We start from the raw sequence: 13,348 nt of genomic DNA on the forward strand, positions 1-13,348 counted from the left end.
GCACTCGACAGATCACAGCCCTGATATTCGACCAGGCCTTCCCTTAAGAGGCGCTCGCCAAGTAAGCCCACGCCGCAGCCGATATCGAGGACACTGCCGGGAGAAAACCCTAAGACGCGATCTGCGGTTGCCTGCGCCCACGCCTTGATTTGGGTTTCGCCGATCGGTTTTCCGGTGAAGGTCGATGTATATCCCGTTCCCTCGGCAATACTTGTTTGCCCATGGAGGTCATAGGCCGCATCCCAGACCGCGCCCCAGCTCTCGACCCTCTCGTCAAGCTGCGGAGCAACAATGAACGCGGTCAGGCACTTTTCACTCGACCTCGTTTCAGTGAGCTTGACTGCCGATTGTTCTACGAACGGCAGACGATCGAGCGCTCTTTCGATTTCTCCAGGCTCGATACGAAACCCGTTTAGCTTCACCTGGCGATCTTTGCGTCCGACATACATCAAACAGCCATCATTGCGCTCGACGACCAGATCGCCCGTCATGAAGCGGTCAAACGGCCCGTTCTCCAACGCACTTGTGAATTTCCCTTCATTCAGGTCCGGGCGTCGGAAATAACCTCCACTTACACCGGGGCCATCGATGCGCAGCTCACCATCCCCGAGTTCGCCATCGGCCTTCTCAATCGCGTAGCTCGTCCCTGGCAAAGGATAGCCAATTGGCACCGCTTTTCCGGGATCTGCAAAATCTGCTTCCGAGATGCAATGGTAGAACGACCAAATGGTCGTCTCGGTCGGGCCATAGAGGTTCCATGCGGCCTTTGAACGATCGAATAATTCTCGGGCCAATTGGGTCGGGAGAACTTCTCCTCCGCAGATGGCGCCGACATTGCAGTTTGGAATCCAACCCGAGGAAACGATCATGCGCCACATAGCTGGTGTTGCCTGGATCAGGCATCGCTCTCGCCCTTCCACGAGCTTGATCAGGGCATCGCTGCTTCTCGATTGATGATCATCGGCAAGAATCAAGGTACCGCCATTGGCCAGCGGAAGAAGCAGCTCAAGCACAGAAATATCGAACCCAAACGTCGTCGCCGCCAGGATCCTGTTCCATCTGCGAAAATCCACGACCTGGTCGATCGCATCCAGGAAGTAGTCGAGATTGCACCGTCTAACCATCACGCCCTTGGGCTGGCCGGTCGATCCGGACGTGAATATGATGTAAGCCAACTCCTGCTCATCGAAAGCAGCGACTGGCAGAATGGGATTGCCAGCAAAGCCAATTTCGTTCAGCCGCATGCGGTTGCGGGCGGGAAAATCGCTGCCATGAAGTTCGTCATCGACGATCAACAGATTGAGATCAGCCAATTCGGCAACCAGTCTGTTTCTTGCTTTTGGCGAATCCAAGGGCAATGGGACAAACGCGGCCCCGACATTTAGAGCTGCGAGAATCGCAGCAACCATGTCGGGAGAGCGTCGAAGATGGATGCCGACGCGCGAACCGACATAAATGCCGGCTGCGAGAAAATGCTTGGATATTGCAGCCACGCGAGCGGCGAGGTCTTCATAGGTGGTAACTTCGCCGTGAAACTCTATCGCTGGGTGATCAGGAGTTCGCCAGCTGAATTCTTGAATTTTGCGCAGCAAGTTTAAGTCGGCCATCTTACATTCTCCAGCGAGAGCGTTGCGATGAATTAGTGGGAGAGCGATGCGGCAACCCGCGATCGGACGGGATCGGAGACCCATTTCGTCCAGGTCGTCTGATGATTTCTCAGAAAATAAAGTGCGGTCTCGTCAGGCGTGGCCCTTTGCTTATGCATGTAAGCCGCAAGCTCGCCCATCGTCTTGGAACCGATGAACATGGCCCGCAGGAAGGCTACGACGTCCGGGTTTTCACCGACCATTTTCTTCGTCGCATATTTCAGGATTGGAATAGTCTCATAGGCGCAAGCTCGTTCAGCCGGAACGCCAGGCTGAAACGGCGTGAGCAGCTTTTCGATTGCAGCCCAGCAAGCGGGGTCGTAAGCAGGTTCCTTCAGAAGCGTCAGGTCGATCATGGTCGGCAGCGCACTGGGAGCCCAATAATAGGTTATGAACGGACGCCCCGCCTCGTATTCCTTCAGAATGGTTTCGTTCAGCTCATTTTCTGTTTTTGGTTCGATGGATTTGAGATCATTATCCAGCCCGTATGTCGCAAGCTTGATCAGGTTAATCTCCCTGCAAGCCCAGCCGGGTATGCAATTGATGAATTTGGATTGCCTGTCCGGATCGCGTTCGCGAAATGCTTGAAGATATTTGCGAAGATCCTGAACGCTGCTAAGATCGGGGGCGAGGGGCTTGATGCCTCGGGCGGCATCTCCTTTGATGACATAGGTGGGAACATAAAAGCCCTGCGAGGCACTCTCGTAAGTTTCGCCGAGCTCGACAATCTTGCCGTCTGTAACCTGTGCGCTCACCCATTCCGCCATGAGGTTGTTGTACATTTCCAGATTGACGTCCATCGTTCCGCTTCTCATCGCGTTTTGCATTTTCGGAACATTGGAATCGACGTCCACGGCTTGGCGCCCGAAGCCGTGCTTGATCATGTAAATGGCAATCGCGTTGCTGATTTGGATGTTCTCCCATCCCCCGTCGTAGAACGTGATCGGCGCTGATTGTGTCTGCCCCAAAACGCGTTCTGGGCTTAACGAGAACATCATCACAAATGAAAGTGCGGCAACGTTGATCGTGGCATTCATCAGTTTCAACGACATCGGAATCTCCATTTGAAAAACAGTCAGTTGGACGAAACAATCCTGATGTGACGTGGCCTTGCCTGAGAGGCATATCCCAGAAGAATTTGGGCAGCTGTCTCGATCAGAAAGGAGCTATGGGTTTCCATGAAATAGTGGTCGCCCGGGCAGAAATGGGTGTCTAACGGCAACATGGATTGCTCGCTCCACGCCAGGATATGTTCGCCGGTCGTGTAAGGATCGGCCCGACCGCCAATTGCCGTGATGGGCGTGGCAAGGGGGTGTTTTGGCTGATAGATGTAGCTGTTGTTAAGCTCGTAGTCGGCTTTGATGACGGGGAGCATGAGAGACAACAATTCGGCATCCTTGAAGAGAGCCTTGTTGTTTGCGAAGTTGACATCCTTAAGCATGTCAATGAAATCCTCTTCGGCTGCAGCTCCGGAACGAGCTGCCGTCGCACCGAATTGGACAGCGTCAATAGCCGCCTGTCGTTCATTATAGATCTGCGGAGCTCTCGACCCGGCGACGAACAGATGAAGCGGATGCAATCGATACTCGCGCTCCAAGCGATGGGCGAGTTCGAAAGCCTGGATACCGCCTACGCAATGACCGAAGAAGGCAAATGGCCTATCGAGGTAGTCAACCAAGACAGGCGTCAGCTCATCAACGAGATCATGCATCCTCGTATGCGGCCGCTCAGCCAGCCGTGAGCCTCTTCCGGGCAATTGAACGATAGCCACTTCGATGTCATCTGGAAGTTGGTCGGCCCAGCCATTGAAGACGGCCGGTCCTCCGCCGGCATACGCGAAGCAAACAAGCTGCATGCTCGAATTTTCACTCCGCCTTGGAATGATCAACGGTTCACGTCGAGCAGGAAGAACTGAAGACGGCGGAGCAAGGCGCACACCCGTTTGGGTTTCCAGTTGATCGAGGATTATCTTGGAGATGTCGGCGATCGAGGCACCGGAAAAGAGCGGGCCAAGGGGTAGGACCACGCCGAGTGCCTTCAGGGCGTCACGCAATTCCAAGGTGGTGAGAGAATCGAAACCCAGCCGATTGATCGGTTTGTCTATCGTAACCGATTTCGGGGATGTACCAAGGGTCTTTGCGACGATCGCGGAAATACTCGAAACGACAAAATCCGTCCGCTCCTCGATGGGAAGCGCGGCCGCTTCGTCTTTAAACGGGCGTTTGGCTGTTCGTCCAGTGCCGACAGCGCTTTTCTTGTTGTGGCTTGTTACTGACGAAAATAGCGGCGGAATTCGTTGATTGAACTGGTCGAGATAGCTTTGCCAGACGATTGGAAAGGCGCCGTAGACTCCCGAGAGGCCGAAAAGGCGCGAAAGCTTCTCTACCCCTTCATCGGGGGAAAATTCCCGAATGCCCATGGCGGCAAGACGCGCTTTCTGTCGGGCACCGAGAGAGGCCGACATTCCGTCACCTGCCCAGGGCCCCCAACAGATCGCAAGCGCCGGGAACCCCTCGCAAACGCGCTTCGTCACGATTGCTTCCATGGCGGCATTTGCGGCCACATAAGCAGCCTGCCCCTTGAACCCCAGCATGGATGACAGAGAGGAAAAGCAGATGAAGAAATCCATCTCGCACGAGCGCGTGAGTTCATCGAGCACGAGCGTCCCATGAAGTTTTGGCCTCAAGGCTCTGTCGAGGGCGTCATGGGCAACATCCGCAATCATGCCATTTTCATTGACGCCAGCCGCGTGAAAGACGCCCCTTAACGGGAAGCCCGATACCTCAATATCGGAAAAAATCCGCGCCATATCCGCGCGGGACGCTACGTCGGCCCTTTCGAAGCGAAGGTTTGGAATGCGTTCTCGAAGGGCTTTCAGTTCGCTCCGCTTGGTTTCGTCTTCGAGCGACCTGCCGATGAGCAGAATGTTTTTAGCGCCGCAATCTGCAAGCCATCGCACCAGCGATCTTCCGACGCCGCCAAGTCCGCCCGTGACGAGATAGGTGGCATCATCCCTGAAAGCGAGCGACCGCGACTCTGCTAGTTCCACATCCTCAAGTCGGGCAACAAAGCTGCTTCGGCGTCGAAGTGCCGTCTGGTCGGCCAAATCACCGCGTAAAAGCCGTGCGACTACAAGATCCGTCGAGGATTGGTCGAAGTCGATCACACTGTGCCATATGTCGCGGTGCTCCTGCCCGAACACCGTCGCGACAGACCAAATGGCGGCCTGGGCGGGCACGACAGGAAGATCCTGGTGATCGATGCTGACCGCGTTGCGCGTCAAGATCTGGACCTTGAGGTCTATAGAGCCATCGAAGGCGGACGCGTCGCGCACAAAGCGTAGCGCATCAAAGATCCCTTGAGTGGCATCTGGTCCCGCCTGCGGCGCTGTTTCACCGTCTTCCTGTGACGACGCGAAGGCCACGTAAATCAGTCGGCATTCCGGGGCGTCTTTTCCGGTCGTCGTGTGGCGGAGCAGCGCCTGAATGTCAGCGATATTGATTTCGTTGAGATACATCACGATTGGCCTGTGGCGGCCCCAACGCACTGTCTTTGCCGCTTCGGCGGTAATTTTTCGCTCAAGCAGGTTGACCAGTTCGGTTGCTGCAGTGTCCGCGCCACCACATACGAGGAGGATCTGGGGCAGCGGGCTGTCTGCTGAACGATCCGCCTGTTCTTCAGGACGCCAAAGCGTTCGATGAAACCATCTCTCATCGACCTTATCGTCAACGCCCGGCCAATATCGCTGTCTTTGGAATGGATAGCTTGGAAGAGGAATACGCCGTCCCTTCCTGTCCTCGTAAATGGCCGCCCAATCAATCCCCGCGCCACTTTCAAAGAGTTGAGCCAAAGCAAGCGCATCCTGCTCGCAATCATCCACGTTCTCACTCAATGCTGTAATCCAGGCAGTGTTTTGGATTGCCGGTCGATCGCTGGCGCACATTTTACCGAGATTTGAAAGGACGGATTTGGGGCCAATTTCCAGGAATGTCGTTACACCCAGTCGCAACGCGGTTTCGACGCTTTGTTCGAAAAGGACAGGTTTTAGCAGCTGTTTGCACCAATAGTCGGGACTGGTCATCTCCTGCGAAGAAATGCTTCCCGTTACATTTGCGATGATTGGAAGCGTCGGTGATGAAAAATCGACAGACTTCGCATGATGGGCGAAATCCCCGACTATGGATTCCATCAGCGAAGAATGGGAAGCTACCGAAGCGTTGACGATCGAATGACTGACGCCGCATCTTTCCAGCTCTTCACGAAGGGCCAGTATTTCCTGTTTTTCGCCCGATACAACCACGCTGAGCGGCGCGTTCTTCGCGGCGATCGAAAGGCTTGACCCGAATTCTCTGATCAATCGACGCGCCTCGTCGAGGCCCATGGCAACAGCCAGCATCGCACCGGCCGGACGAGCGTCCTGCATGAGCCGACCACGCGCCCCGACAAGTCGCAGAGCTTGATCGAATGGGAGAATTCCGGACACGCAGGCGGCAGTGAATTCGCCCAGGCTATGTCCAATGAGGACATCGGGTTTGACCCCACGCGCCAGCCAGAGCTTTGCGAGCGCATATTCAAACGCCAGCAAGGCGGGCTGTGTGTAGCGCGTTTGATCAAGCAGCTCTTTGCTCACCAGGGGAGAGAACAATAGGTCGAGGAGTTGGACGCCGCATTCGTCCGTGACTAGTGGATTTGCGATATCGATCCAGTGGCGAAAGACCGGTTCAGTTTGGTAGAGAATCTTGCCCATTCCCGGGTATTGGGATCCTTGGCCGGTAAACAGAAATGCCAGCTTGCCGTCTTGGCTAGTAGCGACTGAAGACGTGCGCTTCGACGCGACGTCAAGCTGCTCGGCAAGGTCGGCCGCGCTCGTCGACACTGCCGCGAAGCGGTAGGGGAAATGTGCAAGCCCTGTGTTTGCACTGTAGCAGACGTCTGATGGCTCCGGTGCCACCGGGCAAAGGAGATAGTCGCGGTATTTCAGCAGCAGGTTGCTCAATGCCTTTTCGGAATCCGCCGACAACGCGAGGACGCCTGGCCTTTGTCCCTTCCGCTCTTCGTCGGCCGATCGCTGCCGAGGAGCTTCCTCCAGGACGACATGCACATTCGTGCCGCCAACACCGAGCGATGTCACGCCTGCCCTGTGAGGCGCCTGCCCGGCCCAATCTTCCGGCGCGGTGTTTATGTAGAAAGGTGTTCCGTCAAAGGAAATTGCCGGATTTAAACTTTGGAAGTGCAATGTTGGCGGAATGGTCCGATGCTGCAACGCCAGGACCGCCTTGATGAGACCCGCAATACCCGCGGCCGCCGACAAATGGCCGATGTTCGTCTTAACCGAGCCGAGAGCACAGCGGGCCTGCTCGTTCGACGACAGTGCAAAGTCCGCAGGAAAGGCACGCACTTCGATCGGATCTCCCAGCGGCGTTCCGGTTCCGTGGGTTTCGATGAACTCAATTGAGTTTGCTTCAACGCCGGCGTTGGCAAGCGCTTGTCTGATGACGTCAGCCTGTCCCCGCACGCTCGGCGCACCAAAGCTCGCTTTAGCGGCCCCGTCGTTGTTTGTGGCAGAACCTTTGATGACAGCGTGAATGAAATCTCCGTCGGACAACGCGTCGTCCAGACGTTTGAGAGCAACAACTCCTGTTCCGCTGCTAAAAACCGTTCCATCAGCAGCGGCGTCAAAAGCCCGGCAATGGCCGTCACGAGAAACGATACCGCCTGCCTGATGGATGTAGCCTACGCCGTGAGGAATGAGGATCGATGATGCGCCAGCAAGGGCAACGTCGCATTCTCCCAGTTGCAGCCCCTGGCATGCCAGATGCACCGAGAGCAGACCGGTCGAGCACGCGCTCTGCACGTTCAGGCTTGGTCCGCGCAGGTCGAGTTTGTAGGACGTTCTTGTGCTGACATAATCCTTGTCGTTTCCAAGCAGGACAAGGAAGCCTGAGGCGCTGTCGAGAAAACGGTTCGTGCCGGGGACCTGATATGGATTCTGCAGAAAATCCGTCGAATAGGTGCTTGGTCCCACACCGCCGTAAACGCCGATCAGAAGCTCGCTTCGCCTTTGTGCGCATCCCGCAGCCTCGAGCGCTTCCCAAGCGCACTCCAGAAACAGACGATGTTGAGGATCGATCGTCTCTGCCTCTTTCTGCGTCAACTTGAAGAACCCGGCATCAAAGGTGTCAAAGTTCGGTAGATTGGCTGAAACTCCAACATAGTCGCCGCCATCGATGACCTTGTCCGCCACACCGAGGCGGCGAAGCTGCTCGCGGGAGATTGGAACAATGCTCTCGCGACCCTGCTTCAAATTCTTCCAATATGTGTCTACGGTGTCGGCGTCGGGAAACCGGCATGCCATTCCGATGATCGCGATTTCGTTCCCGTGGTAGGTATATTGCATGACGTTGCTTTCTCTCAATGAAATAGACGTTTCGTACACTCAACTGCGGGGGCGTGTACCTCACCGATCAGTACGAAAGTCATGTCGTAGAATGATCGCTCGGGTTTCGAATGCTCCTGTTTGATGCAAAAGTTTTGGATGAGAGCTGCCGCTACAAACTGTACGACGCATCGCCGCATATCCTTGGCAGGGAGCCGTTGCCGCAGGCCATCCTGGAACATCTGCCCGCCGACGAACTGGAAGAGGCGGGCGCGATTTTCGACAGGGCCGAACGCACGCGCTCGATCTTGTCAAAGTTTATTCTGAGATCCGAGCTATCTCGGGAGCTCGGCATAGCGCCTGCGTCGCTAGGCTTTGCCAAGGGCCGATACGGCAAGCCGCTTCTCTCCGATCCCGTTTCGAACCTAAGGTTCAACGTTTCCCACTCCGGCAATTTCATCGCCATCGCGATCAGTCCCACTGACGTCGGCATTGACATCGAAAAACACCGTGTAATCGAAGATGCGGAAGGCATGGTCTATGACTACTTCTGTAGCGACGAACATCAGTGGCTTATCGAAAGCGGTGTCGAGAACCGAATGCCTTCGTTCTTTAGCTTGTGGACTCGAAAAGAGGCGTTGTTGAAGGCCATCGGAACCGGGTTTAGCACGCCCTTGAATTGGATATCGGTCATGGATAGGAACATCATTGCCGGGCGGTGGCGACTGGAATCCATAGTAGCTCCTCAAGGTTACTCTGCGGCCGTCTCGTGGCAGGTTTGATCAACAAAAACGAGCGATACGCTGCGACCATTCAATTGGGATTGGACGAACCTTGGACCGCGCGCACGCGGCGAAAATTTCCCGCCCAGCCCAGCTGAACACCCAACGTACCAAGCATGATCAGAAGCAATCCGGCCGCCTGAAGCAAATGGATGGGCTTGTCGTAAACCAGCAGATCGACGAGGATTGCAACCAACGGAAAAATGAACGCGAAAACGCCGATAACAGGTGTTCTAAGGCGCGGATAGGCTGAGAAAAGCAGCACATAGGCGATGCCGGTGTGCAGGATCCCCAAAGAGATGAGCCACTTCCACGACTGCACGGGCACCGGGGCGGCCAGATCCGCGAAAGGCGACAGTAAAAGAGCACCGACGATCGTCTGCACCAGTGTTGTAACCTCGGGCCTCTGCGCGCCCAGTTCTTTGCCAATGATCGTGCCAACGGCATATAAAAACGCGGCCACGAGTGAAAGACCAACGCCGGGAATCCATGAGTCATCGCCGCCCGTCGTGCCGATCAGGCCGGTCGACAATATCAAGCCGACGAATGCAAGAAGGATCCAAAGGATCTCTGACGCCTTTATGGTTTCTCTCAAGGCCAAGGCGCCAATCAAGACGACAAAGAAAGGCTGCACGTGATAGATAATAGTTGCAGTCGCAATACTGTAGAATTTGTATGCACCGAACAGGGCCACGGAACTTCCGATATTGCCGATGCCTCCGATAGCAGCATATATCAGCAACCTTGGTGAGAGATTAGCCGGTGCCAGATGGCCAAATCCGATACACCACACCAGAAGGAACACGGTCGCGAAAACGCAGCGCCAAAACACGGTGGCAAACGGCGGCAGGCCCGCTTCAACCGCGAAGAGGCCGATCGTGCCAAATATCGCATTGGCAACAGCGAGATTGGCGGCTGCCGCCTTCGGATTTTTGAACATTCGGCCCCTCGCCAAGTGCACGTAATCACGACCAGAAACTTGACATATCACTTATCGGTGATAGATGACGCCAAAACGTAGAAGAAGTCAATGACGAATGAATTAGAAGTAGCGACAGCCATCGCCAAGATGCTCGCCGACCCGCTGAGACTGCAGATGCTTCAGTGTCTCACCTGGGGACCGTGTTCGGTCGCACAGCTTATCGAGGCCACCGGAACGTCCCAATCAAATGTCTCCAACCACCTTCGGCGACTGCGTGCGCATGGCCTAGTGGAGGCGGAGAAGAATGGCCGGATGGTCATTTATCGCGTCGCCTCGCCGACAATCGCCGAGGTGATTGCCTCGCTCTCCTGGGCCGCCACCGGCAGCCGAACGATGACGACAATGCATACGCCGGATGCTCTTCGGCAGGCGAGGACATGCTACGATCACCTGGCCGGCCGCATCGGCGTCCAGATTATGCAAGGTTTGATTGGCTACGGTGCGTTGACGGCACCTGCCTTCCCTTGGGATGATGTCCGCATCGGGCCTAACGCGCGGGATGCTTTCGATCGATTGGACCTGGACTACAGTACACAAGAAGAAACCCATTCGCATAGGCGATTAGCTTTCGCCTGCCCCGACTGGAGCGAACATCATCAGTTTCATTTAGGCGGTCACCTTGGAGCGGCGCTCTGCCGGCACCTCCTGGCGAAGACATGGATCCAGCGGGACGCCGACCGCAGCGTCACCGTAACCGCGGCGGGGAAGCAAGCTCTGGCGTGGCTGACCGGCCGAGAGTAGGCAAAAGCGGTTGGTGTCACTGGCAGAACGATGAAACCGAGAGGCCAAACTGTCCAAAAAAAGCGGGCGGCATATGCAAACCGGTGATGCCATACACTGGCGCGCCTCTTGCGAAGGCAGCTCTCTTTTGGCGCAGTTTCATAATATGCATACGTCTCAACGGCAGACTAAGTAATTGAAATATCTAAGTTTAGATGTGATTGTCCTGTTTGTTGAAGGCGGCGAACTGAACGGGATGCACTGCTCCATCAGTGGAATTTCAGCGTCAACGTGATCGAATTTGATAGAGTTGCACAACTAGCCCGCTTGAAAAGCGATATCATTAGATGTATTTCGATATCAAAGGTATCCTTTCTAGAAGGGTGATATCAATGCCGGCAGTCACAATTCGCAATCTTTCTGATGAAACGCATCGCGCCCTACGGGTGCGAGCAGCTCACCATGGCCGAAGCACCGAGGCCGAAATCCGTGACATTATCGAGGCCGCCGTTCGTCCATCTGAACGCGTGAAACTCGGTTCCTTACTCGCGGCCATAGGTCGTGACGCTGAGCTTTCCAACCACGACATTGAAGCCCTGCAGCAAAATCGCGATAAAGCGCCTGCCGAGCCGATGACTTTCGAATGATCTTGCTGGATACCAATGTGATATCGGAGCCGTGGAAGCCGGTTCCTGAAGGGACAGTGATCGCGTGGATGGACGCCCAAGTCATCGAGACGCTGTTCCTTTCCGCGATAACAATTGCTGAACTTCGTTTCGGGATCGCTGTCATGCCCTCAGGCAAACGGCAATCTATCCTTCGCGATCGCCTGGAGGGCGAAGTGCTTCCGCACTTTGCCGAGCGCATCCTGCCTTTCGGCCTTGCCACCTCGCAGTTCTATTCGGAGCTGATGGCGCGCGCTCGAGTATCGGGGAAAGCGATAGGCAGGGCGGATGGTTATATTGCAGCGACAGCAGCAGCGAACGGCCTCGCCGTCGCAACTCGAGACACGAGCCCTTTCGAAGCCGCTGGGGTGAAAGTGATCAATCCTTGGTCACTACAACAATGACCTTGATGTAAGTTGTCGTGAGTTCGATTCCTATCAAGAGCTACGATCAGCGTAGTTTCCACATTGGTGTATCGCGCGCGGCTTGGGCTCCTTGAAAATACGCCTTCGTCATTCAACGGCTCGCAAGCGTCTAAGGCTGTCGCATCGCGAGAGCGTGATCAGCCGCTTCTACCTTCGCTGCGCAGTAAGCCCGTCTCCGCCGTATCGATGGCGCACGCATCATTGGCTGCGACGTTTGATTTTAGGCGCTGTTATCTTCACCCATTCATGTTTCCGATCTTTAAAATGCCAGAGCAGGCGATTCCCGTGCCGACGGCTTAAGTCCTCAAGCCAAGCCTATTTGGCGTAGAGGCCGCTCGGTTGGCCGTTTCCGGTCAGACGCACCTAGAGCCGCGAGATCTCGCGGAATTTGTAGGTTCCATGGTCGACATGATGGGGGCCACTCGCAGTTTTCCTGACCCAATCGGTAAGCCTGGGATACTTGCCCTGCCGTTATTCCAGCCACTTGCTTGCGCCAGTTGCCGTAGGCACTTTTTGTGCGTTCGTCGGTTCGTTTCTTGGCAAGCGCGTCCTGCAAAGGTCACGCTGCGCGTGGTGCAGATCATCGTGGCAGTGGCGATGTTGCTGATCGGCGTTGGACTGGTTCCGGGACTGATCTAAAAGCTAGGTGTCTGATCACCAGATGTTTCGCTGAGCGTTCGATAAATCTCACTCTCCCAAGAAGGGATCTACGTTGGATTTGATGGTGTTCTTCACTTAAAGATCGCGGGGCGTCGGGCCCCGCAAAAACGCACGGTGCCGATAAGGCGCTGTGCGAACATCTGTGCAAAAACCCGGCTGGTAAAGTTTTCTGTTTCACGGTGGAGCCACCTGGAACAGTATGTCCTCGATACTCGCTATGACTGAAGGATCGGCAATGCACGGATCACTCGAGGGGATCAATGGAACGCTTGTGCTGGCGCATGTCGGCCGGCGTTTTGGGGAAACGCAGGCACTGGATGACGTTTCGTTTACGCTCACGCCTGGTGAAATCGTCTGCCTCGTCGGCCAGTCCGGTTGCGGCAAGTCCTCGCTGCTGCGCATCATCGCCGGGGTAGACAAGGCAGACAGCGGCGAAATTCTGTTGAACGGCGCGGAGATCGCGGGAGCGAACGGCTTCGTAGAACCCGAGCATCGCAATATCGGCTTCATGTTCCAGGACTACGCCCTGTTCCCGCATTTGACGGTCGAGGAGAATGTGACGTTCGGCCTGAACAAGCTGCAACGGCACGAGGCCCGTGATCGCGCGATCGAGGTGATAAGTCGAATCGGCATATCGGCACTTTCCAACCGCTATCCACACACGTTGTCGGGCGGCGAGCAGCAGCGTGTGGCCCTGGCACGCGCCCTTGCCCCGAAACCGGCAATCCTCCTCATGGACGAACCTTTCTCAAACCTTGACCGTGGCCTCCGGGAGCGGGTGCGCGAGGAAACCATTGCGACATTGAGGGCCTTGGGGCCGGCGGCGGTCCTCGTCACGCACGACCCGGAGGAGGCGCTTTCGGTGGGAGATCGGGTCGTGTTGATGAAGGAAGGCCGCATCGAGCAGATCGGGACGGGCTACGATATCTACGATCATCCCAAGTCGCTCTACGCCGCCGAATTCCGCTCGCCCGGCACCAGCGGAACACGAGCAAACCGCCAGGGCCGGAGCGCAACCGCGTGGGACGCCTTGCGCGCCCGTCTCGATCCGCCGGAGCGGCCCAGGGCGTTGCCCTGTATCCGGGCGGCGCC

At 56.0% G+C, this 13,348-nt stretch carries 9 protein-coding genes; 5 read left to right on the plus strand and 4 right to left on the minus strand.

The window, feature by feature from the left end:
- From C9413_RS16080 to C9413_RS16090, 3 genes are all read right to left on the minus strand, one after another.
- Nucleotides 1-1,607, minus strand: a 1,607-nt coding sequence (locus tag C9413_RS16080) for an AMP-binding protein (RefSeq protein ID WP_170250627.1), incomplete at its 3' end; no start/stop codon positions are given.
- 32 nt (nucleotides 1,608-1,639) lie between these two features.
- Nucleotides 1,640-2,698, minus strand: a complete 1,059-nt coding sequence (locus C9413_RS16085; RefSeq protein ID WP_040114768.1) for a glycine betaine ABC transporter substrate-binding protein — start codon at nucleotides 2,696-2,698, stop codon at nucleotides 1,640-1,642.
- Between the two features lie 23 nt (nucleotides 2,699-2,721).
- The gene (locus C9413_RS16090; RefSeq protein WP_170250628.1) at nucleotides 2,722-8,043 is read right to left on the minus strand and encodes a type I polyketide synthase; all 5,322 of its coding nucleotides are present in this window, start codon (nucleotides 8,041-8,043) and stop codon (nucleotides 2,722-2,724) included.
- Between the two features lie 110 nt (nucleotides 8,044-8,153).
- On the opposite strand from C9413_RS16090, the gene C9413_RS16095 reads away from it, so the two are divergent.
- Entirely contained in the window at nucleotides 8,154-8,804 is a 651-nt protein-coding gene (locus C9413_RS16095; RefSeq protein ID WP_052451753.1) for a 4'-phosphopantetheinyl transferase superfamily protein, read from the plus strand.
- Between the two features lie 31 nt (nucleotides 8,805-8,835).
- Here C9413_RS16095 and C9413_RS16100 read toward each other — a convergent pair whose 3' ends face one another.
- A complete protein-coding gene (locus C9413_RS16100) occupies nucleotides 8,836-9,744 on the minus strand; it encodes a DMT family transporter (RefSeq protein WP_040114770.1) in 909 nt (302 codons plus the stop codon).
- A 90-nt stretch (nucleotides 9,745-9,834) separates the two neighbouring features.
- Between C9413_RS16100 and C9413_RS16105 the strand changes: the two genes are divergently transcribed.
- The 4 genes from C9413_RS16105 to C9413_RS16120 form a co-directional block, all read left to right on the plus strand.
- Nucleotides 9,835-10,527 (plus strand): metalloregulator ArsR/SmtB family transcription factor, encoded by a 693-nt coding sequence (locus tag C9413_RS16105; RefSeq protein WP_040114771.1) that lies wholly within the window; start codon nucleotides 9,835-9,837, stop codon nucleotides 10,525-10,527.
- 371 nt (nucleotides 10,528-10,898) lie between these two features.
- A complete protein-coding gene (locus C9413_RS16110) occupies nucleotides 10,899-11,153 on the plus strand; it encodes a plasmid stabilization protein (RefSeq protein ID WP_040116464.1) in 255 nt (84 codons plus the stop codon).
- Entirely contained in the window at nucleotides 11,150-11,575 is a 426-nt protein-coding gene (locus tag C9413_RS16115) for a type II toxin-antitoxin system VapC family toxin (RefSeq protein WP_040114772.1), read from the plus strand. Before C9413_RS16110 ends, C9413_RS16115 begins: the two co-directional genes overlap by 4 nt.
- A 916-nt stretch (nucleotides 11,576-12,491) precedes the next feature.
- Nucleotides 12,492-13,348: ABC transporter ATP-binding protein (locus C9413_RS16120; protein WP_170250629.1), on the plus strand; the 857-nt coding region annotated here is incomplete at its 3' end.

It is taken from the genome of Rhizobium sp. SEMIA 4085, assembly GCF_013004495.1.
GTDB lineage: Bacteria > Pseudomonadota > Alphaproteobacteria > Rhizobiales > Rhizobiaceae > Rhizobium > Rhizobium gallicum.